20 protein-coding genes are annotated in these 22,548 nt (G+C 62.5%); 11 read left to right on the forward strand and 9 right to left on the reverse strand.

All coding sequences use genetic code 11. The annotated features are described in order from the left end of the window. The first annotated feature begins 132 nt into the window (after positions 1 to 132). Positions 133 to 1,011 carry a hypothetical protein gene (locus AC1Y2B_RS20870; protein ID WP_482255061.1) on the forward strand — a complete coding sequence of 293 codons (879 nt, stop codon included), beginning with the start codon at positions 133 to 135 and terminating at the stop codon, positions 1,009 to 1,011. Between the two features lie 3 nt (positions 1,012 to 1,014). Here AC1Y2B_RS20870 and neuC read toward each other — a convergent pair whose 3' ends face one another. Further along, complete coding sequence (gene neuC, locus AC1Y2B_RS20875; RefSeq protein WP_482255062.1) at positions 1,015 to 2,136, reverse strand: UDP-N-acetylglucosamine 2-epimerase; 1,122 nt, start codon at positions 2,134 to 2,136, stop codon at positions 1,015 to 1,017. A 3-nt stretch (positions 2,137 to 2,139) separates the two neighbouring features. Continuing rightward, positions 2,140 to 3,168 carry an N-acetylneuraminate synthase family protein gene (locus tag AC1Y2B_RS20880; RefSeq protein WP_482255063.1) on the reverse strand — a complete coding sequence of 343 codons (1,029 nt, stop codon included), beginning with the start codon at positions 3,166 to 3,168 and terminating at the stop codon, positions 2,140 to 2,142. Positions 3,169 to 3,260: 92 nt separating this feature from the next. Here AC1Y2B_RS20880 and AC1Y2B_RS20885 point away from each other — a divergent pair, with 92 nt between their 5' ends. Further along, positions 3,261 to 3,935: an acylneuraminate cytidylyltransferase family protein gene (locus tag AC1Y2B_RS20885; RefSeq protein ID WP_482255064.1), complete on the forward strand. Its 675-nt coding sequence runs from the start codon at positions 3,261 to 3,263 to the stop codon at positions 3,933 to 3,935. Here AC1Y2B_RS20885 and AC1Y2B_RS20890 read toward each other — a convergent pair. Together AC1Y2B_RS20890 and AC1Y2B_RS20895 are read right to left on the reverse strand one after the other, a co-directional pair. Continuing rightward, positions 3,932 to 5,401 carry a capsular polysaccharide export protein, LipB/KpsS family gene (locus AC1Y2B_RS20890; protein ID WP_482255065.1) on the reverse strand — a complete coding sequence of 490 codons (1,470 nt, stop codon included), beginning with the start codon at positions 5,399 to 5,401 and terminating at the stop codon, positions 3,932 to 3,934. The genes AC1Y2B_RS20885 and AC1Y2B_RS20890 overlap by 4 nt on opposite strands. A 98-nt stretch (positions 5,402 to 5,499) precedes the next feature. Next, the gene (locus AC1Y2B_RS20895) at positions 5,500 to 6,522 is read right to left on the reverse strand and encodes an LLM class flavin-dependent oxidoreductase (RefSeq protein WP_482255066.1); all 1,023 of its coding nucleotides are present in this window, start codon (positions 6,520 to 6,522) and stop codon (positions 5,500 to 5,502) included. A 151-nt stretch (positions 6,523 to 6,673) separates the two neighbouring features. Between AC1Y2B_RS20895 and AC1Y2B_RS20900 the strand changes: the two genes are divergently transcribed. The 7 genes from AC1Y2B_RS20900 (at position 6,674) to AC1Y2B_RS20930 (ending at position 14,695) form a co-directional block, all read left to right on the forward strand. Continuing rightward, on the forward strand, positions 6,674 to 7,744 hold the full coding sequence (locus AC1Y2B_RS20900; RefSeq protein WP_482255067.1) for a HesA/MoeB/ThiF family protein: 1,071 nt from the start codon (positions 6,674 to 6,676) through the stop codon (positions 7,742 to 7,744). A 69-nt stretch (positions 7,745 to 7,813) separates the two neighbouring features. Then, positions 7,814 to 8,866 (forward strand): 2,5-dihydroxypyridine 5,6-dioxygenase NicX family protein, encoded by a 1,053-nt coding sequence (locus AC1Y2B_RS20905; RefSeq protein WP_482255068.1) that lies wholly within the window; start codon positions 7,814 to 7,816, stop codon positions 8,864 to 8,866. Positions 8,867 to 8,884: 18 nt separating this feature from the next. Continuing rightward, positions 8,885 to 10,195 (forward strand): acyl-CoA dehydrogenase family protein, encoded by a 1,311-nt coding sequence (locus AC1Y2B_RS20910; protein WP_482255069.1) that lies wholly within the window; start codon positions 8,885 to 8,887, stop codon positions 10,193 to 10,195. A 1-nt stretch (position 10,196) separates the two neighbouring features. Further along, a complete protein-coding gene (locus tag AC1Y2B_RS20915; RefSeq protein ID WP_482255070.1) occupies positions 10,197 to 11,489 on the forward strand; it encodes an alpha/beta fold hydrolase in 1,293 nt (430 codons plus the stop codon). Further along, positions 11,486 to 12,163: a TetR/AcrR family transcriptional regulator gene (locus AC1Y2B_RS20920; protein WP_482255071.1), complete on the forward strand. Its 678-nt coding sequence runs from the start codon at positions 11,486 to 11,488 to the stop codon at positions 12,161 to 12,163. The genes AC1Y2B_RS20915 and AC1Y2B_RS20920 overlap by 4 nt, the downstream gene beginning before the upstream one ends. Next, positions 12,160 to 13,503, forward strand: a complete 1,344-nt coding sequence (locus AC1Y2B_RS20925; RefSeq protein WP_482255072.1) for a glutamine synthetase family protein — start codon at positions 12,160 to 12,162, stop codon at positions 13,501 to 13,503. The genes AC1Y2B_RS20920 and AC1Y2B_RS20925 overlap by 4 nt, the downstream gene beginning before the upstream one ends. Positions 13,504 to 13,873: 370 nt before the next feature. Beyond that, a complete protein-coding gene (locus AC1Y2B_RS20930; protein WP_482255073.1) occupies positions 13,874 to 14,695 on the forward strand; it encodes a cobalamin B12-binding domain-containing protein in 822 nt (273 codons plus the stop codon). A gap of 252 nt (positions 14,696 to 14,947) precedes the next feature. Here the strand turns inward: AC1Y2B_RS20930 and sucD are convergent, their stop codons facing one another. From sucD to AC1Y2B_RS20950, 4 genes are read right to left on the reverse strand one after another with little or no spacing between them, the layout of a single operon-like run. Continuing rightward, complete coding sequence (sucD, locus tag AC1Y2B_RS20935) at positions 14,948 to 15,844, reverse strand: succinate--CoA ligase subunit alpha (protein ID WP_482255074.1); 897 nt, start codon at positions 15,842 to 15,844, stop codon at positions 14,948 to 14,950. 11 nt (positions 15,845 to 15,855) lie between these two features. After that, positions 15,856 to 17,028, reverse strand: coding sequence for a malate--CoA ligase subunit beta (locus AC1Y2B_RS20940; protein ID WP_482255075.1), 1,173 nt, complete (start codon positions 17,026 to 17,028; stop codon positions 15,856 to 15,858). Positions 17,029 to 17,039: 11 nt separating this feature from the next. After that, the gene (locus tag AC1Y2B_RS20945; RefSeq protein WP_482255076.1) at positions 17,040 to 17,978 is read right to left on the reverse strand and encodes an HpcH/HpaI aldolase/citrate lyase family protein; all 939 of its coding nucleotides are present in this window, start codon (positions 17,976 to 17,978) and stop codon (positions 17,040 to 17,042) included. 12 nt (positions 17,979 to 17,990) lie between these two features. Continuing rightward, a complete protein-coding gene (locus AC1Y2B_RS20950) occupies positions 17,991 to 19,187 on the reverse strand; it encodes a pyridoxal-phosphate-dependent aminotransferase family protein (protein ID WP_482255077.1) in 1,197 nt (398 codons plus the stop codon). A gap of 147 nt (positions 19,188 to 19,334) precedes the next feature. Between AC1Y2B_RS20950 and AC1Y2B_RS20955 the strand changes: the two genes are divergently transcribed. Beyond that, on the forward strand, positions 19,335 to 20,729 hold the full coding sequence (locus AC1Y2B_RS20955; protein WP_482255078.1) for a helix-turn-helix domain-containing protein: 1,395 nt from the start codon (positions 19,335 to 19,337) through the stop codon (positions 20,727 to 20,729). Here AC1Y2B_RS20955 and hemC read toward each other — a convergent pair. Then, complete coding sequence (gene hemC / locus AC1Y2B_RS20960) at positions 20,726 to 21,664, reverse strand: hydroxymethylbilane synthase (protein WP_482255079.1); 939 nt, start codon at positions 21,662 to 21,664, stop codon at positions 20,726 to 20,728. The genes AC1Y2B_RS20955 and hemC overlap by 4 nt on opposite strands. A 96-nt stretch (positions 21,665 to 21,760) precedes the next feature. Between hemC and hemE the strand changes: the two genes are divergently transcribed. Then, positions 21,761 to 22,548 (forward strand): uroporphyrinogen decarboxylase (gene hemE, locus AC1Y2B_RS20965; RefSeq protein ID WP_482255080.1); only part of this gene is annotated, 788 nt, incomplete at its 3' end.

A 22,548-nucleotide genomic window follows, 5' to 3' on the forward strand; every position in this document is an offset into this window, starting at 1 on the left:
TAATCGTCGCCTAAACCTGAGGGGCCAGAAGAAAACCGTTGCAACCGCGGGAGCCTGACCGCAGAAATTAGCTTGCAGGATGTTCAGTGACACCCTGCAGGTATCACGCCGAACAACATTAGGATCCTGGACATGGAACTTTGGGCAGACGTTGCGCCGGATTTTGCGGCCGTTCAGGCCTTTGTGGCGGGCTTCACCCCCGACTCCTTCAACGACCCGGCCCAAGCCGCCGCCTATGTCGCGTGGTTCAAGCTGGACACCTTCTGCCGCGACCTTGAAGCTGACCGACTGCAAGCACAGGACTCTGCATTGGATCGGGCAGTGTCTGCGGCCGCAACCAAACCGTTCGAGCCGGACTACGCTGACCTGGCTCGCCTGCATCATCTGGTGCTGAGCCGTCGTGTGTTGTGCACGCTGGAATTCGGCAGCGGGTTTTCAACGGCCATTCTGGCCCACGCCCACCAGATCCTGCATCAGCATTTCGCAACATGGGCCAAGGCCAATACGCGGGTTGATCAGCCCTTCCACGTTCATGCCGTCGAAGAGGCGCCGCATTACCTCGACATCACCCGCGCCCGTCTGGGGCAGGGGTTGGCGCCCTATGCCACGGTCACGCGCAGCAGCGTCGAAATGATCCTGCATGACAACCGAATTGCCACCGTCTATTCCCGCTTGCCAAACATCTGCCCGGATTTCATCTATCTGGACGGCCCCTCGCAATATGCCACCGATGCCGAGGTGAACGGGATTTCCCTGACCACCCGCGCCCGGATGCCGATGTCTGCCGACATCCTGCGCATCGAGTTCTTGCTGGAGCCTGGGACGCTGATCCTGGTCGATGGTCGCACCGCCAATGCCCGTTTTCTGAAAGCCTATTTCAAGCGCAACTGGCACTACCGCCACGACACCGATGGCGATGTGCATTACTTTGAGTTGGTCGAAGAGCCCTTAGGCCCCATCAACAAACGGCGGACGGACTTCTGCCTTGCGGGCACGTGGTTGCTGGCCTGAAGGTCAGTCCGCCTCGTGGAATGTCTTTTGCAGCGGGCTGGCCCAGAACGCCTCCCGCTGCAGCACGGTCAGGAACCGGGTGGAGGCAAGGCCCTGCCCATAGGCGCTGTGGCGCGCAAAGCGGGCGCCCCACTGAGTCGCCAGAAACTGCAGAATGCCGTCATGGTCGGTGGCGCTGACCGCTGTCACCGTGGGTGACAAGGCGCGGTTGGTCTGGCGAGAGCCTACGTCCAGAGAGGCGATGCCAAGAAACGGCGCTTCGCGGACCCCCGCGCTGGAGTTGCCAACGATGCAGGCTGCGTTCTTCATCAGTTCGGAAAAGTAGTTGAAGCGCAGCGAGGGGATCACGCGGAACTGCGCCTTCGGCAGTTTGTTGATGACGGCGAAGATGCTTTGCGATCCGGGGTCGTTGTTGGGTGCGATGACCACAAACGGGCGGTGACTGTCTTGCAGGGCGGAAAACAGCGCCTCGGCCTGCGCGCCCATCGTGTCGGATTCGGACGTGACGGGGTGGAAGGTACAGATGCCGTAATCGTCAAACGCAATCTCATAGCGCCGTTTGACTTCATCCAGCGTCACGCCCGAGTCCAGCCCGTGCACGTCGAGTTCGGGCGAGCCGATGACGTGTATATAATCCGGCGGTTCACCCAGGGCCTGCACCCGTCGGGCAGCATCCTCGGACGAGACGAAATGGTGGCTGGCCAGCTTGGTATTGCAATGGCGCAGAACCTCGTCAATCGTGCCGGACACCTCGCCACCCTCGATATGGGCGGAGCGGACGTAGTTGGTGGCGGTGACAAGGGCACAGGCGGTCGCCTCGATCCGGTCGCCGTGGATCACCACCAGATCAGGGCGCATTTCCTGAACGAAATCCGAAAAGCCGATAACGGTCTTGGCCAGCACGATATCCTGCGGATCATCCGGTCGCTGGTTGAGGAATTCATGGACCCTTACGCCCGACAGACGATGGACCTCGGTCTTGGTCAGCCCGTAGCGCGCCATCATGTGCATGCCAGTGACAAAAAAGCTGACGTCAAAGCCTGCATCTCGCACCACGGTGGCAAGGGGCGCCAGCTTGCCATAGTCGGCCCGGGTGCCCGTGACGAAAAGGATGCTGCGTGCCATCGGTCAGGCCAGATCTGACCAACGCAACTGGGTGTTGCGGGTCACCGAACGTGTCAGCTTGCGGCCTACGACCTTATCGAAATCATAGCCGGCGATTTCGCCAGAACCGGGACGGCGGGCCCAGATATCAGCCTCGGCAATCAGGTGGCCTTCGGGCAGATCGCGGTCGGCAACGACAGAAGCGCGGGCAAAGCGATAGACCGGCTCTTCGGCTTCGGTCCGCTGCTTGGGGTTGTTGGCCGCGATCCAGATTTCCTTCGAGCGGTCGATCAGAAACCGCAGTTCCGCCGGATCCATCGAGTTGATGATGTCTGGGCCCTTGCGATACCGGCTGTCGGTGTAGTGCCGCTCCAGAATGCATGCGCCCAAGGCCACAGAAGCCAGCGCCATCTCCGGCCCGATGGAATGATCCGAGAACCCCACCACGGCGCGCGGGAAGGCGGCTTTCAGGTCGGTCACTCCACGTAAGGACACGATTTCAGGGGGGCTTGGATACAGGTTGGTGCATTCCAGCAGCGCATAGTCGATCCCGGCATCGTCCAGAATGGCGACGGATCGGCGGATCGTTTCAATGGTCTGCATACCCGTCGACAGGATCACCGGCTTGCCCTTGCGGGCGATATGGCGGATCAGCGGCAGGTTGTCGGCCTCGCCCGAGCCGATCTTGAAGGCGCAGACGCCGATCTCTTCAAGGAAGTCAGCGGCTTTGCGGCTGAACGGCGTGGACAGGTAGATCAGGCCAAGGCTTTCGGTGTAGCGCTTCAGCTCAATCTCGGCCTCTGCCGACAGGGCGCAGCGTTCCATTACGTGCCAGATCGAGACATCGGCATTCGGTGGGAAGATCGACTTCGCCTCATCCGTCATCTCATCGTCGATGCAGTGGGTCTGGTGCTTGATGATCTCGCAGCCTGAACCCGCGGCAAGCCGGACCATCTCTTTGGCAACGTCCAGCGATCCGCCATGGTTGATGCCAATTTCCGCGATGACCAGCGGCGGGTGATCCGGGCCTATGGAACGATGGGCGATTTTCATGGCAGACTCCGGAATTGCGCGGCGTTGCGTGCTATTGGCTTTTTGCACCTTGGCATGTCAAGCAGTCCAGCGGAAGTAATTGAGAGGCTGCCATGCGCGATGATATCTTTGCTTTTGTGCCTGCACGCGGCGGGTCAAAGGGCCTGCCGGGCAAGTGCGTGCGGCCCCTGAATGGGGTGCCGCTGTATCGCCATTCTGTCGATCATGCGCTGCAGGCTGGGATCGGGCAGGTGGTGATCTCCACCGACATTCCCGCAATTCTGGCAGCGGAATTGCCGCTGGGGGTGAAGGCCTTGCAGCGCCCGGCCGAGTTTGCGGGCGATAGCACGCCGATGATTGACGTCCTGCTGCATCACCTGGACACCCAGGAGCCTGCGGACGGCGTCATGGTCCTGCTGCAACCCACCTCACCGCTGCGACAGGCGCAGGACATTGCAGCGGGACTCGCCCTCTTTGACAAGGGCGGTTTCGATCTGGTGATGAGCGTGCGCGAGGCAGACAGGGGTGTGCTGAAATGGGGGCTGCTGGACGGGGACAGGTTTCAGCCTTTGAACAACCCGGCCTTCACCTTTTCCAACCGGCAGTCCTTGCCGCCGGTGGTGAGGCCCAATGGGGCGGTTTACGTCATCGACACCGGGTGGCTGCGCCGTCATCGCAGGCTTGATGGTGGGCGGATCGGCTGCTTTGCCATGCCAGAGGCGCGGTCCCATGACATCGACACGCTGGCCGACTTTGACCGTTGCGCAGCCGTTTTGGCTGGGCACTAGGGCTTCGTGAACGAAAAAGGGACTTCTCCGCGCAGCAGACCCAAGGCCGCGCGCGCGATGTTGTCGACATTCTTGTCTGCGTCGTAGTTGTCCAGCACCTTCTCCCAGCCGCGCACAGCAACCCCAGCATGCCCGCGTGCGACCAAGGCCCCCGTTGCCGCCTCCAGCGCTTCATGGTCGATCTTGGTGGCGGCGATCGCTGCGCAATCCATGTCCGCTGAGAAGCCGAAGATCCCCGGCAGCATGCGGAACCAGGCGTTCCCCATGACCACCGCGGGCTTGCCCTTCTTGATGGCCTCCCATCCCGCCGTGCCGGAGATGACGGCCACAAACTGCGATTTGGCGATCAAGGTGTGAGTATCCGCATCCGACGGCATGAAGCGGACGTTCGGAATGCGCTTCAGCCGGTGAAAGAACATCGGTCCGCGCGCATAGGCCCCCTGTTTGGGGTTTTCCTTGACATAGATCAGCCAGTCCGGCGGCAGGGAGCGCGACAGGTCCTCAATGGCCAGGCATTGGTCACGATAGCGCCCACCAAGGGCCGAAGTGGTCATCTCGGGCTGCAGGTGCATGGGGAAGTAGACGTACTTGGCGTCGAAATCGACCTTCTGGCCTTCGTAGTCGGCAAGATGTTCGAAATAGGCCAGTTCGTTTTCATCAAAGAAGCGGGCAAAAGGATCGCGCCATTTCGGGAAGTCGCCGTAGATGCGGTTCATGCGGGCCAAGGTCCGCGCCAGATAGACGGGATTGAAGGCGGACAGGGGCTTCTTCGTCAGCGTATAGGCCAGGAAATGGCCAAAGCCCTTGAGGCTGAGGTGACCCTTCTTCGCAGCCTCGGCGTCCATCTTTGGCATGTAAAACAACTCTGTGACCTTGCCCCGTTCAATGGGCCAAGGGGCGGCGTTCGAGGCGGCCAGATCGAACCAGCCGTAGTCCGAGATCTTTTCCATCGAGAACGACGTATTCGGGAAGTGCGACAGGGTCAGGATAATGGTCTTGAGCCCAAGCGAGCGGGCGACGTGATACAGGACTGTGTCATATACTAGGTGGGGGATGTTGAAGAACAGCACGTGGGTCGAGCGCGCGTCGATCAGCTTGCCGGCCATGACGTCGGCCAAAATGTGATAGTAGTCCAGATAATCCTGCAGGTTCTGCAGGTTGTGCGGACGGTAGCGATAGGCCGGACCAAAGCGGTTCATCTGATCCACGGTGGTTTCCATCATCTGGCGGAACTCCGGTTCGGCCAGAAGCTGCAGGTTGGCGGCCCTGTAGGACTGCCCGTCCATCAGATGCCCTCGCTTGGCCCGCCTTGTGTCCATCCGCGACAGCGCGGAGGCTTTGAAATCTGCGTCGGTGTCGCCAAGATGGACGACATCCTCGATCTCGTTTCCGGCCAGCGACTTGAGCCTGTCCAGATAAGGTGTCGTGTACTTTCCCGGCGCATTGCAAAACAGGCGAATTGGCATGGCGGGGCAACCTTCTGGCGAAATCCGTCGTGTGACGGACATTTCGGTCAAATCAGGCCGCAAGGCAAGGAGGTATCAAAGGACCCTGTTAACGGTGTTCAGCGCCAGCCCAGGGTCGGGGCAATCCGGGTCAGGATGGCTTCGATCACATGGGTGTTGTAATCGACGCCCAATTGGTTGGGCACTGTCAGCAGCAGGGTGTCGGCCAGCGCAATCGCCTCGTCCCTGCGCAAGGCGTCAATCAGCGCTTGCGGTTCGGCGGCATAGCTGCGGCCGAAGATGGCACGGGTCCGTTCGTCGATCATGCCGATGGAATCCCGCTCGGGCCGACCTTGGCCAAAAAAGGCGCGGTCGCGGTCGTCCAGCAGCGGGAAGATGCTGCGGCTGACGGAAACGCGGGCAGGGCGGGTGTGCCCGGCCTCGGCCCAAGCCTGCCGATAGGCCAGAATCTGGCGGGCTTGCTGGACGTGGAACGGCTCTCCGGTTTCGTCATCCTTGAGGGTGGAACTTTGCAGGTGCATCCCCTTCTGTGCGGCCCAGATCGCCGTGGCGTTGGAGCCAGAGCCCCACCAGATCCGGTCGCGCAGGCCGGGCGAATGCGGCTCCAGACGCAACAGGCCCGGGGGATTGGGAAACATCGGTCGCGGGTTGGGTTGCGCAAAGCCCTCCCCGTCCAGCACGTCCAGAAAAACCTCGGCATGACCCCGCCCCATGTCGGCGTCCGTCTGACCCTTGGCCGGGGTATAGCCGAAATGGCGGAAGCCTTCGATCACCTGTTCGGGCGAGCCCCGGCTGAGGCCCAACTGCAACCGTCCGCCCGAGATCAGGTCGGCAGCCCCGGCATCCTCTGCCATGTAAAGCGGGTTTTCATAGCGCATGTCGATGACGGCCGTGCCGATCTCGATCGTCTTGGTGCGGGCCCCGATGGCCGCAAGCAACGGAAAGGGCGAGGCCAGTTGCCGGGCAAAGTGGTGAATGCGGAAATCGGCGCCGTCAGCGCCAAGGTCTTCCGCCGCCTGTGCAAGGTCGATGGATTGCAGCAGCGCTTCACCGGCTGACCTTGTCCCGGATTGCGGCGAGGGGGACCAATGGCCGAAGGACAGAAACCCAATCTTCTTCACGGCAACCCCCTTTGCTTTCATCGCAGCATAGAAACAGGCAGGACGAAATCGCAAGCCATTGGCCTGCACATGCCTTGTGCGGATGTTTGTCGGCAATGGTGTCTTGCCCCGCCAATGCGCTATGACAGAGGTTCTGACGAAAGGGGCTTGCATGGCGGTGGTTCTGATCCTTCTGGCGGCTTTGTGGGGGTTGGGCGTGGCCCTGCGTGCCCCGGTGCGGCAACGACTCGTGACGATGGGCGTGATCTGGCTCGCTGCGGGCCTGGCGCTGGGGGTCTTGCCAGAGGGCAATGGACTGCGCCAAATCCTGGGCGGCGATCTGCGGATCTGGGCCGCGCTGAGCGTGCTGGCCCTTCTGGGTCTGGCCTATCTTGTCATTCTGCGCCGGCTGAAACGCCAGGCGCCAGCGCCGGTGGTCCCCGTCGCCAGCGGCAAATTTTCAGCCGAGGAATTGGACCGTTACGCTCGCCACATCCTGCTGCGCGAAATTGGCGGGCCGGGGCAGAAAGCGCTCAGGTCGGCCAAGGTGCTGGTCATCGGGGCGGGCGGCCTGGGCTCTCCGGCTTTGTTGTATCTGGCGGCGGCGGGGGTTGGCGTGATTGGCGTCATGGATGATGACACGGTCGATGCCAGCAACCTGCAACGCCAGATCATCCACAAGGATCAAGGCATCGGCTTGCCGAAGGTGCAATCGGCGATGGAGGCGATCAACGCGCTGAACCCCTTCGTCGAAGTGCGCCCCTATCAACGCCGTTTTGACCATGAGACTGCGGCAGTCCTGGGCGACTATGACCTGATCCTCGATGGTTCTGACAATTTCGACACCCGCTATCTGGTCAACCGCGAAGCGACCAAGGCGGGCAAGCCCCTGATTTCGGCGGCAATCACCCAGTGGGAGGGGCAGATCAGCCTTTATGACCCCGCCCACGGCTCGCCCTGCTATGAATGCGTCTTCCCAGACCGCCCCGCCCCCGGCATGGTGCCAACCTGTGCCGAGGCCGGGGTGGCCGCCCCCTTGCCCGGTGTCATCGGTGCGATGATGGCGATGGAGGCGGTCAAGCACATCACCGGTGCCGGGATGACCCTGCGCGGCCGCCTGCTGATCCACGACGCGCTTTACGCCGAAACCCGCGTGATCTTGCTCACCCGGCGCGGAGATTGCCCGGTTTGTGGTCTGCCGCACTTCGCCCCCCAGGAACCCCAGGCTTCAACATTCAGTTGACAGACTGTTGCGGCCCCCTAAAGCTTAACTGTCGGGTAAAGATTTATCCGGAGCTGTGGGGGATTTGCGATGCTTCAGGAACGGGTCGAGGGGAAATGGCTGGCGGCCTTCCGGCGGGTGTTCGCCCTGAACGGCATCGGGGCCGGGACGAAGGTGGCGATCATTGCCGAGACGCAGTCCCGTCCGGTTCTGGTGCATCTGTCTGAACTGGCCGCCTATCACCTTGGCGCGGATTTCTGCATCATCACCATGCCGACCCCGCCGCAGACCGCCCCGGTTCCGGTGAAATCCACCGGCACGTCCTGGGCGATCCAGCAGAACCGCTCGGTGATCGAGGCGTTGAAGCTGCAGGATGTCATCGTGGATTGCACGGTGGAGGGGCTGATCCATGCGCCGGAGTGGCCGGAGATCGAGGATGCCGGGCGGGCGCGGCTGTTGGTGATCACCAACGAACATCCGGAGATTCTGGAGCGGACCGAACCCAAGGCGGAACATGCAGCACGGGTGACGCTGGGCATTCAGATGCTGCGGGAGGCGTCCGAGATGCGCGTGACCTCGGCTGTGGGTACGGACCTGACGATTGACCTGCGCGATGCGCCCTGTGGGGGAACTCCGGGGTTTTCCACCCAACCGGGCGGGGTGGCGCATTGGCCGGGTGGGCTGTGTCTGGCGTTTCCTGGCAAGAACGCCGTGAATGGAAGGGTTGTGATGGACGTGGGGGACATGAACCTGACGTTCAAGACGTACCTGACCAGCCGGATCGACTTCACCGTTGAGAATGACTTCGTGACCGCCATCAAGGGTGACGGCATCGATGCCCTGCACCTGCGCGAGTACATGGAGGCTTGGGGCGACCGCAACGCTTACGGGATTTCCCATGTGGGCTGGGGGGTGAACCCCGGGGCCAAGTGGGTCTCCGCCGCCATGTACGACAAGCGCGACATGCAGGCGGTGGAGTTCCGCGCCTTGCCGGGCAGCTTCCTGTGGTCGACCGGAGCGAACCAGTATGCGGGACGCTATACGCTCGGCCATTTCGATTTGCCGATGCGCAACTGCACCATCGCTTTGGACGGCAAGATCGTCGTCAAGGCGGGCGTGCTTCAGGGGGAGTTGGCGCTGTAAGCGCCTGAGGGAACACAGATGAGCGATATTTCCGACTACTACGACCTCAGCCGCATCCGCCCTGAAGTGCAGGCCGTCTTGGCCCGCGTCAACGAACTGGGGCGTGACAGGTTCGTGCCGCGTGCCGTGGGCATCGACATTGATGCCAGCTTTCCGGTGGAGAATTACAAGGACTTGGCCGACGAGGGCTTCCTTGGCCTGTGCATCCCGGTGGAATTCGGCGGCATGGGCTTTTCCATGTTCGAATACGCCATGGTGGGGGCCGAGATCGCCAAGTACTGCGGCGCCACGGCGTTGACCTTCAACATGCACAACTCCTCGATGGCATGGTCGCGGTTTACGTTTGAGATGGCGAACCTGACCGACGAAGACCGCGCCGCCTTCGCGCCGTTGCGGGAACGGCAGTTCAGACGGGCGATGGCCGAGAAGGCGATCTATTCGCAGCCGATTTCGGAGGGCGGGCAGAACTGGACATCGAAGCCGAACCAGACTCAGTGCCGCAAGGTGGAGGGGGGCTGGAAGATTTCTGGCTTCAAGAAGTTCGCCAGCCTCGCGGGGTATTGCGATTACTACACCATCGTCTGCACCGAGGTGTTTGAGGGGATGGAGCCTCGGCACGAGGACACCGTGCTGTTCGTCGTCCACAAGGATGCGCCGGGGCTGTCGGTGAAAGGCGATTGGGACCCGCTGGGGATGCGCGGAACGAACTCGCGTGATCTGATCCTGAAGGATGTGTTTGTCACGGAAGAAGATATGCTGATGCCGCGCGGCATCTTCGGCAAGACGCTGCCGAACTGGCCGCACATGATGGCGACGCTGAGCCCGACCTATATGGGGCTGGCGCAGGGCGCCTATGACTTCATGATCGACTATCTGAAAGGCAAGACCCCCGGCCAGCCGCCGATCGACCGTCGGATGTATGCCACCAAGCGCATCACGGTTGGGAAGATGTACGCCCGTCTGGCCAACATGCGCGCTTTGTGGTGGCAGGCGTTTTCCGAGGCGAAGCCCTTCCCGTCGAAGGCCGAGGTGATGCGAATGTATGCCGCGCAGTACAACGTCATGGAAGGCGTGCAGGAGATTGCGGCGCTGGCGATCCGCACCTGCGGTGGCCAGTCGATGCTGAAATCCTTGCCGCTGGAGCGGATGTATCGCGACAGCCGCTGTGGGGCGCTGATGCTGCCCTATACCTCTGAAATCATGGAGGATTACATGGGCGTATTGGCGCTGTACGAGATGGACGAGATCGACGACGCCCCCGGCGATGAGGGCGCGGCAAGATCGTCTCTGTGGCGCGGAGATGCCGGTTCGTTGAAGGCGCTGCGCTGAGGTGGCGCGCGAGCAGGTCCATGCCATCGGCTTCTCGACAGCCGAGCCGCAGGCGGTCTGGGCCATTGCCCGCGACTTTTGCGGGCTGTGGCATCCGGCTTTGGCGACCATGCAGGCCGAACGCGGACCGAATGGTGCGCTGATCCGCGCCTTCACCGCGAAGGGCGAGGGCAAGACCTATCGCGAGCAGTTGACTTATTTCTCGGACAGCGACCGAACCTATGCTTACCGGCATCTGGAGGGCATTGAAGGCGCGCAAAGCTACAACGCCCGGCTGACCGTGGGTGCGGCGGAGCGAGGCGGTTCGGTGATCACGATGACGGCCACGCTGCAGGCTGCTCCAGCGCGCGCGGCGCAGATTGCGGTCGGGACGAAGGCAATCTTCGACGACGGTATTTCCGCCCTTGCCATGCTGGCAGAGGCTGGGGTTACATCGGAAGCGGTGCAGCCGCCGTCGCCCCCCGTCCCGATTGAAACCTTGTTGATTGACGACCTGCCAAGGCTGGCTTTGTCTGTCACATCCACGAAACCCGGCCCGCTGGTGATGTTCCTGCATGGCATCGGCGGAGGACGGTTCAACTGGACGGCGCAGCTTGGGGCCGTGGGCGGCGTCGCCCATGCGGCGGCCATGGATTTACGGGGATATGGCGAGTCCACGCTTGGCCCACGCCAGACAGGTGTGGACGACTACATCGCCGATATCCTGCGGGTGCGGCAGGTGCTGGGCGCTGACAAGCTGGTGCTGGTGGGGCTGTCCTACGGGTCCTGGATTGCCACCTCGTTTGCCATGCATTATCCGGAGCTTCTGGCCGGGTTGGTGCTGTCGGGCGGCTGCACGGGCATGTCGGAAGCCGGACCAGAGGAGCGCGAGTCGTTTCGGGTCAGCCGCGAAGTGCCGTTGAACGCAGGTCAGGTGCCCGCCGACTTCGCGCCGGCCGTGGTGAAGGTTCTGGCGGGCCCAAATGCCTCGGACGCGGTGCGCGAGGCGCTGCGGGCGTCGATGGCGTCGATCCCGGCCTCGACCTACCGCGATGCGCTGTTGTGCTTCACCAACCCGTTGGAGCGGTTTGACTTCTCGCGCCTGACGATGCCGGTTTTGTTGATGACCGGAGAATTTGACCGTCTTGCACCGCCGGCCGAAATTCGGGGGATCGCGGGCCGCATCCTCGACAGGGCGCCGCAGCCGGATGTTCGGTTCGAGGTGATCGAAGGCGTCGGGCATGTTTGCAACGTAGAGGCTCCGGAGGTTTACAATCGGCATCTTATGGATTTTCTCGCGAAGGTGATCGCGTGAACCAGCTGCCGCGCCGGGCGCAAAACCGCATCGACAAGGAACAGGCCATTCTTGCCGCTGCATTGAAGGTGTTCTCGCAGAACGGCTATTCGGGGGCTTCGGTCGATGCCGTCGCGGCGGAGGCGAGGATTACCAAGCCGACGCTGTATCAGTATTTCGACAGCAAGGAGCAATTGTTCACCGCTATGATGCGGGCCAAGCGCGATGACCTGCTGCAGCCGTTTGACTCCCAGGGGTCCGGCAGCTTGGTTGAACAATTACACGCCTTCGCCTGGCATTATGCCGACACGGTGATGCGGCCCGACATGCTGTCGCTCGCCCGGTTGATTATTGGCGAGGTGCAGCGGTTTCCCGAGATTGGGCGGGCCTATCAGGCCTCTGGCCCCGACAAGGTGCTGGCAGGTGTGATGGATTGGCTGGAGGGGCGGCGGGCGGCTGGCCTTCTGGTCTTTGACGATGCTGAACTTGCGGCGCAGGATCTGTGGGGGCTGATCCTGTCGGCCCCGCGGACGCAGGCGCTGTACATGCCGGATGCCCCGCCGGACCGCGCCGGAATTTCCCGCTACCTGACCAACGGCCTGCGCGTCTTCCTGAAAGCCTACTCCACCCATCCCGCCAGCGATCTGACCTGCCTTGAAAACCTGCCAAGCCCTCCTCCCACAGGTGAACCATGACCCTTGACGACTACATCGCCGACCCGGCGAACCGCTTTGCCACCGTCGCCATGGCCGACAGCAATGGCCTGTTGCGGGGGCAGATGGTGTCCACGCGCAGCCTGAAAGGCATTGCACAGGCGGGAATGGGCATGGCCCCGGCGCAACTGTCGCTGGACCCGACCGATGTGCTGCTGAACATGCCGGGAGTGACGGACGACACCGGCGATTTTCACGATGACCCGCTGCAGCTTGACCCTTCGTCGATCCGCCGCCTGCCGTGGTCGAAGCCGGGCTATGATCTGCTGGTGCTGTCGAACTTCACCGGCACGACAGCCGAGATCTGCCCTCGCGCCCTTTTGCGCAAGGTCATCGGCCGGGCCGGCGCCGCCGGCTTGGTGCCGAAATACGGGATGGAGCTTGAATATACCCTATTCGACGAAACCCCTGAAAGTGCCCGGGCCAAGGGCTATCGCAACCTCAAGACGGCCACGATGCACCCCAGCCACGACCTGATCCTGTATCAGGCGATGCAAACCGAATGGTACGAGGCGGTTGCGGGCATCTGCGAGCCTTTGGGCATTGACCTTGCCAAGATGCATGAGGAAATCGGTTCCGGCTTCATGGAGGCCTGCATTGGCGCAGGCGAGGGCGTCGGGCCGGCCGATCAACTTGTGCTGCTGAAGAACTTCATCCGGGCGTTGGCCTTGCGACAGGGCCGATCCGTTACCTTCATGCCGCGCTGGAGCGAAGAAGCCGACAGTCAGTCGATACACCTTCATGTCAGCCTGAAAGACACATCGGGTGCGACGTTGTTCCATGACCCAAGCCGCCCACATGGCATCTCGCAGACCTTTCGGTATTTCCTGGGTGGATTGCAGAAATACATCGGCGATCTGTCGTTGATCTTCCTGCCGACCGTCAACTCCTACCGCCGCTTTGCCCCCGGCACCTTCGCACCACCGGGTCTGACATGGGGCTATGAAAACCGCACCACCTGTTTCCGCGTCGTGGGTCATGATGCCGGATCGCTCCGTGTCGAAAACCGACTACCGGGGGGAGACACCAACCCCTATCTGACCTCTGCAGCCACCTTTGCCGCCGGCATAGCCGGCGTCTTGGAACGGATCGAGCCGGAAGCAGAGGTCTTGGGCAACGGTCACGCCAACCCCGCCCCCGGTCCGGACTATGCCCGCTCCATGCCCGAGGCGATTGAACGGCTGCGGGGGTCGGAATTTGCAAAAGACTGGCTTGGCCCGCGCTTTGTGGAAACCTTCTCGGCAACCAGAGAAAGCCAGCACGACGCGTTTCGCAAGAAGGTGCCGGACGTCGAACTGGCCCGCTTCTTCGATCTGGGGTGACAGCCTTCCGCCCCCCCTGACAAGGTGTTCCCGTGTCGCAAACGGGGCACGACGGCGTGCCATCCAGTCTGGACCATAGCCTTTGGCCTCGAATCGCAGCGCCCAAGGCTTGAAGCATTGCGTGCCTGTGCCTCCAGATCCGGCCAGCGCGCGGCGACCTCTGCCTGGTTTAGACTCTAAAATGTGCCCAGAACCCCTGAAACTCAGGGGTGAACAACGGTCCCAAGGCCATGCAGGCTCATTCGTCTGAGGATATCTTCGCGCAGGCCTTGTCAGATGCTCACGCCGAGATAGAGTGTAAAGCCATTGGCAAACGGAGGCGCGCAGTTCTCTGAGTTCAATGACGCGACTGACTTTGGGGGAGGTCAAGATGTCTGGTCATATGCTGTTGGACAGACAGAAGCTCGCACTCGCATTTTCCGAGATAGAGGTCATTCGCAAATCCCTGCCAGAGGCGGCGCTGACCGTCCTCGCCCAGGAAGTGGTCAAGCGGGTCGCCGACAACTTGAACGTCATGTTGCCTGTCGACGTTCGACCGAGTTCCGAGGAAATCGACGCCCTCTGCGAGGCGCTTTTTTCACCCGATGAAGCTGCGGCCATCACCCTGATCGAACAGGCGCAGCGCAAAGGTGCAAGCTATGACGCCCTATACCGCTTCTACTTGGCCGAGGCGAGCCGAAGGCTTGGGGCGTGGTGGGACGAGGACAAGGTCTCGTTCTACAGGGTGACCATCGCCGCAGGGCGGATTTATGCCATTCTGCGCATTCTGCGGCTGCAAAAAAGCACCCACACCCCTGATCTGCGCCGCGCAGCGATGTTCGCGGTTGTCCCCGGCGAGAACCACACGCTGGGTATTGCGATGGCGGCTGACATGGCGCGGGACCGGGGTTGGGATATCGACCTTTTCCTTGGTTATAGGCACGAGGAACTTGTCGACCTCATGGCACAACGCGATACAGCGTTGATTGGCCTCTCCGCGACAACCAAAAGGTCACTGCCCGCCCTGCTGAAACTGATCGTGGCGTTGCGGATCAGCAAACCGAAAGCCAAGATCCTGGTCTGTGGCCCAATCGCCGCCGGTGACGTGGCCATTGCCGGGATCACGGGAGCAGATGCCGACGTTGGCGACTTTGAATCAGCCTTGATTCAGATGGAACGTCTGGTCAATTCTGGATTGGCTGATCCGATCTGACCCCTAGCATGGATCGGAATCGGGTGGGGCGACGGACGGGCCTCCGCCGCGCGGACTGCACGCCACCCTCTGATCTGAAAAGGTTCGGGTGCCATGTGGCGGGTCTTCGGATCATAAGCTGACAATCCGTAGGAAAGGCGCCCGACCGCGTTCTGCCTCTCTTCAATTGGGCAAACCTGCTTTCTTGGCCCCAGGAAGACTGCAACGGACGCCGCAGGGAAGCCAAAAGGCACAGGTTCAGTCTCCCTTCCCTCATGCCGCCTGACGCCGCGCCAGAACTGTTGCCATGGTCTGCCCCATGGCCGAGGGGTTTGGCGCGACAGTTATTCCAGCGGCGGCGAGGATTTCCACCTTCTCTTGCGCGCTTTCCCCGAAGGCCGAGACGATGGCCCCGGCGTGACCCATCTTGCGGCCCTTGGGCGCCGACAACCCGGCGATGTAAGCCACGACCGGCTTGCGCATCTGGTCGCGCGCATAGGCGGCAGCCTCGGCTTCCTGCGGGCCACCGATTTCGCCGATCATCATCACGGCATCGGTCTCGGTGTCAGCCTCGAACAGTTCCAGAATGTCGCGGAAGCTTGACCCGTTGATGGGATCACCGCCGATGCCGACTGAGGTGGAGACGCCGATGCCCAAAGCCTTCATCTGCGCGGCAGCCTCATAACCCAGAGTGCCGGAACGGCCAACGATGCCAATGCGGCCCGGCATGTAGATATGCGGCGGCATGATGCCCATGAAGCCTTTGCCGGGTGAGATCACCCCGGCGCAGTTCGGCCCGATCAGGCGCAGTTTGCGCTCCACCGGGTAGCGGCGCAGGAAGCGCTTGACGCGCATCATGTCCTGACTGGGGATACCGTCGGTCACGCAGACGGCGGTGCGGATGCCGGCATCCGCAGCCTCCATGATCGCATCTGCCGCGAAGGGCGGTGGCACGAAGATGAGGGAGGCTTCAGCGCCGGTTGCTTCAACGGCTTCCCGGACGGTGTTGAAGAGCGGACGGTCAAGGATGGTCTCGCCGCCCTTGCCGGGGGTGACGCCGCCTACGACGTTGGTGCCGTGCTTGATCATGTCGGCGGCGTGGAAGCTGCCGATGCGGCCCGACATGCCCTGAACGATGACGCGGGTCTTTTCGGTGATGAGAATGGCCATGTGGTCCTCCTTCAGGCGGCTTTGCGGGGGCGGGCGGAGACGGCGGCAGCGGCGGCCTCGGCGAGCGAGTCGGCCGAGATCAGCGGCAGGCCGGAGGTGCGGATGATCTCCTGACCTTCCTCGACATTGGTGCCTGCCAGACGGACAACCACCGGGATGGTCAGGCCGACCTCTTTGTAAGCCTGCACCACGCCTTGGGCGACCCAGTCGCAGCGGTTGATGCCGGCGAAGATGTTGACAAGGATGACCGAGACATTGCCATCCGCCAGCACGGTACGGAACGCCCGCACCACCCGCTCGGGCGAGGCGCCGCCGCCGATGTCGAGGAAGTTGGCCGGCTCGCCGCCCGCCAGCTTGATCATGTCCATCGTGGCCATCGCCAGACCGGCGCCGTTGATGATGCAGCCGATATCGCCCTCAAGGCCGACATAGGACAGGCCATGATCGCCCGCGGTGCTTTCGCGCGGGTCCTCCTGGCTGCGGTCGCGCAGTTCGGCGATTTGCGGCTGGCGGAACAGGGCATTGGTGTCGAAGGACATCTTGGCATCCAGCGCCACAAGGTCGCCAGATCGCGTGATGACCAGAGGGTTGATCTCGACCATCACCGCATCCAGGTCTCGGTAGGCGCGGTAGCAGGCGCGGAGTGTGGTGACCATCTGGGCGATCTGCCCGCCTTTCAAGCCCAATTGGAAGGCCAGTTCCCGGGCTTGAAACTCGGTCAGGCCGATGGCCGGGTCGATCGACATACGGCGTAGGGAGTTCGGGTCCTTGTCCGCCAGATCTTCAATCTCCATCCCGCCATGGGCCGAGGCGACGATCATGATCCGCTCGGATTTCCGGTCCAGCACGAAACCGAGGTAGAGTTCCTGCGCGATATCCGAAGCGCCCTCGACCCAGACGCGGTAAACGCCCTTGCCGTTGGCGTCGGTCTGCTTGGTGACAAGCTGCTTTCCGAAGAGGGTGGCGGCGAAGGCATGCACCTCATCCGGGGTCTTGCACAGTTTCACACCGCCTGCGGCCCCGCGTCCGCCGGAGTGGATCTGCGCCTTGACGACCCAGGCATTGCCGCCCAGTTCCCGCGCCCGGTATCCCGCCTGTTCGGGGCTATAAGCCAACCCGCCACGCGGCACCGGCACGCCGAAGCGGGCGAGGATTTCCTTGGCCTGATATTCGTGAATGTCCATCTGTCCCTCCCCTATTTTGCGGCGATGGCGTCGGCGAGAACCAGCACGTTCATCGCCATCCGTTCCGAGGCCGCATCAATCATGCGGCCATCCAGTTGTGCTGCCCCTTTGCCCTGTGCCTCGGCCTTGCGTAGTTCCTCGATGATGCGGCGGGCGCGGGTCACCTCAGTGTCCGGCGGCGAGAAAACCTCGTTTGCAAGATTGATCTGCGAGGGGTGGATCGCCCATTTCCCCTCACACCCCAAGGCCGCTGCCCGCCGGGCCCCCTCCTTGTAACCTTCCGGATCGCTGAAATCGCCGAACGGGCCGTCGATCGCCCGCAGACCATAGGCACGGCAGGCCACCACCATCCGGCTGATCGAGGCGTGCCACTGGTCGCCCGGATAGTGCGGGTTCAGCCCGCCGATATTCGTGGTCCGTGCCCGCATCGAGGCCGCAAAATCTGCCACGCCGAAGTGCAGAGCCTCCAGCCGGCCGCCGAACTGGGCGATGGCTTCAACGTTTGCCATGCCGAGGGCGGTTTCAATCAAGGCCTCAAGGCCGACGCGGGTGCTGAAGCCCTTGGCCTGCTCGATCTGGTTGACCATGGCTTCCACCATGTAGAGGTCGCCTGTAACGCCGACCTTGGGCACCAGCAGCGTATCGACGCGGTCGCCAGCCTGCTCCATCACGTCAACCACGTCGCGGTACATGTAGTGGGTGTCGAGCCCGTTGATCCGTACCGAAACCGTCTTGCCCTTGGCGCGCCAATCGATGTCATTCAGCGCCTGAATGGCGTTCTTCCTCGCTTGCACTTTCTCGGAGGGAGCAATCGCATCCTCCAAGTCCAAAAAGACGTAATCCGCCGGACCATCCGCCGCCTTGTCGATCATCGTGGGGTTCGAAGCCGGAACCGCCAGTTCCGAGCGTTGCAGACGCGCTTTGCGCATGGGGTGAAGGGTGTGGCTCATCTGGAAGTCCTCTTATTCTGCGGCAATCTGGGCGGCTTGGATCATGGGCTGGGCGTAGATGGCCTGCGCTGCAGCGACTCCCGAGCCGAATTCAATCTTGGCCCCTGCCGCCGCCAAGCACAGTTCGGCCAAGGCGATGGCGGTCAGGCACATGCCCTCGTTGCTGTCGCCGATATGGCCAATGCGGAAGACTTTGCCCGCCAAGGGACCAAGGCCCGAACCGAACGAGGCGTTGTAACGGTCGTACCCGATGCGGATGACGTCGCGCGCGTCGACACCTTCGGGCGTGCGGATTGCGGTGACGGTGTCAGAGTAGAGCGAGGGGCTTTCGGCACAAACCTCTAGCCCCCAGGCCTTCACGGCGGCGCGGACGCCTGCGGCAAGGCGACGGTGGCGGGCGATGACGTTTTCAGGACCTTCTTCCGCGATGCGGGCGAGGGCGGCACGCAGGCCGTGCAGCAGTTGGACGGGCGGGGTGTAGGGGTAATAGCCGGTTTCGTTGTTCTTGATCTGGTCGGAGAACTCAAAATAGGCGCGGCGCATGTTTGCGGTTTCCGAGGCCTTCAGCGCCTTCGGGCTGACGCCCAGAATGCCCAGACCCGGCGGCAACATCAGGCCCTTCTGGCTGCCGGTGACCGCCAGATCGACGCCCCAGGCATCCATCTCGAACGGCAGGCAGCCGATGGAGGACACGCCATCGACGAACAGCAACGCGTCGTGGAAGCTTTCATCCATCACCCGCCGCACAGCGGCGATGTCAGAGGTGACACCGGTGGCGGTTTCATTGTGGGTGACGAAGACCGCCTTGATCTCGCCCTTGCGATCCGCCCCCAACTTGCGGCCGAATTCGCTGATGGGCGCACCTGCACCCCACGGCAGGTCGATCAGGTCAACCTCCAGCCCCAACCGCTGCGCCATCTGCGCCCACAGGACCGAGAACTGGCCATGTCGCGCCATCAGCACGCGGTCGCCGGGCGAGAGTGTGTTGGTAATCGCCGCCTCCCACGCGCCGGTGCCAGAGCCGGGGAACAGCAGCACATGGCCGTCTTCGGTGCGGAACAGCGCCTTCAGGTCGCGAAACATGCCGACATTGGGCTCGCCGAAGTCATGGGCGCGGTGGTCCTGCATTGGCACGTTCATCGCTTGCCGGACGCTTTCGGGAACGTTGGTCGGGCCGGGAATGAACAGGTGATTGATGCCAGTGCGCATGGGGTCCTCCGCTTTGCTGGAACCTCCTTTGGCACCGGCGCGGAATTGTGCAAAATGAAAACAGGTTGCGCTGTGAATGCGAAAGTTTACAGAATTTCAGAACTGTAATATTGTAAACACGACAAATCTTCAGATGTGTGCGACGGTATGCAAAAGACCTTCATTGGCCCCCATCTGCGGCGTCTTCGGTTGGAACGCGGGGAAACCCAGGGTGCCATGGCCAAGGTGCTTGGCATAAGCCCGTCCTATGTCAACCTGCTGGAAAACAACGAAAGATCGGTATCAGTTCAGGTCCTGCTGCGGGTGTTTGAGGCTTATGGCGTCGATTGGCGCGACATTGCCGAAGAGGATGGCACAGCCCAGCTTGCCGACCTGCGGGCGGTGATCCAGGGGCCGCTGTTTACACAAACCCGACCCGACCTGCCGCAACTGCGGGCAGCCTTGGTCCATGCTCCGGGACTGGTGCAAAGCTTCATGACGCTTTACCGCAGCTATCAGGTGGTATCGGACCAGTTGCTTTCGCTGACGGAAAGCGGCGGGCCGCAGCTGACCGCCTCGCCCGAGGCGGCCGTGCACGACGTCTTCCGCCGCAACCGCAACCATTTTCGCGAGCTAGAAGAAGTCGCCGGATCCTTCTGGCCCGAACCGATTGACCGCGATGAGCTTTACGTCGCCCTGAAACGCCGACTGCGGGACAGGCTGGGCGTCAACGTTCGCCTTTGCCGGGTGGAGGATCTGCCGGGAGCCCTGCGCCAATATGACGAAACCCGCCGGGAGATTCTGCTGTCCGAGGCGCTGGATCACCCCAACAGGACCTTCCAGCTGGTGCATATGGCTGGGTTGCTGGAGCAGCGCGCCCTGCTGGATGCCCTGATCCAGCGCAGCGGTATCACGGACCCACGCGGTGTGGCGCGCCTGCGGGTGGAGCTGGCGAACTATTTCGCCGCCGCCGTGCTGATGCCCTATGCGGCATTTCTGGCCGAGGCGAAGGCATCAAAATACGACTTCGACCATATCGCCACCCGCTTCGGTGTCAGCTTTGAACAGGCCTGCCACCGCGCCACCACCTTGCAGAGGGAAGGCGCCCAGGGTGTGCCGTTCTTCTTTCTGCGCATTGACAAGGGCGGCAACGTGACCAAGCGCTTCAACGCGTCCGACTTCCACCTTGCCGAATACGGCGGCGCATGTCCTCGGCTGGATGTTCACACCAGTTTCCGCACACCGGGCCGGATCATGCCGCAGTTTGTCGAGATGCCCGACCGCAGCCAGTTCTTCGTCTTCTCGCGCACCGTCGACCGCCCGACCTGGGAGCGGCACGCGCAGGACAACCGGCTGGCGGTAGCGATGGGCTGCGCGATCCAATACGCGCCCGAGATTGGCTATGCCGAGACCTTCTCGATGCCGGATGCAAGGATGACGCAGATCGGCATCAACTGCCGGATTTGCCCCCGCGCCAACTGCGACCAAAGAGCGCATCAGGCAGCGATCCTGACCCAACCGGTCGACGAATTGCGGCGCGGAGTAACGCGGTATGACGTTTAGCTGAAGAAGCCCGGCCCGGCCCGGCCCAGCAATTCTGCTGCAAGGGCGCGGCCAAGATCGGCGCCATCGGCGATAGGGCCACGCAGGTCCCCAGTGATCACCTTGGAGCCATCCGGGCGGAGAATCTCGCCGCGCAGCCACAGCGAGCCGCCGTCCAGCACGGCAAGCCCTGCAATCGGCGTTTCGCACGATCCGTCCAGGTGGGCGAGGAAGGACCGCTCTGCCGTCAGTTGCTGGCCGGTGGGCGTGTGGTGAATGGCGGCCAGCATCGCCTCGGCCCTTGGGTCGGCGGTGCGACGCTCGATGCCAATGGCACCTTGGGCGACGGCGGGAAGCATTTCCTCGACAGCAATCGCAGAGCGAGCAGCGTGGGCCATGCCCAGACGGTTCAGGCCAGCCATGGCCAGGAAGGTCGCCGACGCCACACCGTCGGCCAATTTCTTCATGCGAGTCTGCACGTTACCGCGAAACTCCACCAGTTTCAGGTCCGGCCTCCGATGCGCCAGTTGTGCCCGCCGCCGCAAGCTGGAGGAGCCGACAACGGCCCCTTGCGGCAGGTCCATCAGCGCCGGAACGGTGGGCGAGACGAAGCCATCGCGCACGTCTTCGCGCGGCAGGTAGCAGTCCAGCAACAGGCCCGCGGGCTGTACCGTCGGCATGTCCTTCATGGAATGCACAGCAATGTCGATGCCGCCAGCCAGCAGGGCCTCTTCAATCTCGCGGGTGAAAAGCCCCTTGCCGCCGATTTCCTTCAGCGCCTTGTCGAGGATCTGGTCGCCGGTGACCTTGATCACCACCACCTCAAACGCCTCTTCGGGTAGCGAGAACGCCTCCATCAGACTGCGCCTGACCTCATGCGCTTGCCACAAAGCAAGCGGAGAACCACGGGTGCCGATCTTGAAGGGTTGGGCGGGGCTGGGAAGCGCGTGTGTCATGGCTTAGGCATAACGCTGTCAATCTGCCCTGACAACTGGCACAAGACGGTCAATTCATCCTATGCTGCTGAAGACACATTCGACACGGAGCCTGCCATGACCCAGAAAACCCTTTTGCGCGCTTTGGCGGGCGAGATCCTTCCCACCCCGCCGATCTGGATGATGCGGCAAGCCGGGCGCTATCTGCCCGAATACCGCGCCACGCGGGCGCAGGCCGGGGACTTCCTGTCGCTGTGCTACAACTCGGACCTGGCGGCGGAAGTGACGCTGCAACCGATCCGCCGCTATGGCTTTGATGCCGCAATCCTGTTCGCCGACATCTTGCTTTTGCCGCAGGCTTTGGGGGCGGATCTGTGGTTTGAAACCGGCGAGGGCCCACGTTTGTCGACCATCACGACGATGGCCGGGGTCAAGGCGCTGAAGCCGAAGGACGATATTCACGACAAACTGGCGCCGATCTATGAAACCATGCGGATTCTGGCGCGGGAATTGCCGAAAGAGACGGCGCTGATCGGCTTTGCCGGCGCGCCTTGGACCGTGGCGACCTATATGATCGCCGGGCGCGGGTCCAAGGACCAGGGCGCGGCACATGCGCTGAAGGCTTCGGACCGGGCGACGTTCTCGGCCCTGATCGACGTCATCACGGAGGCCACGATTGATTACCTGTCGATGCAGGTGCAGGCGGGGGCGGAAGTGGTGAAGCTGTTCGACTCGTGGGCTGGCAGCTTGAAAGGTCAGGATTTCACCGATTTCGCCGTGAAGCCCGCGGCCCGCATCATCTCGGCGCTGAAAGCCAAGCATCCCGGCTTGCCTGTCATCGCCTTCCCGCGCGAGGCGGGTGAGGGTTATGTCGGCTTTGCGGCTGCCACCGGGGCGGATTGCGT

The sequence above is a fragment of the Stagnihabitans sp. genome (assembly GCF_964946895.1).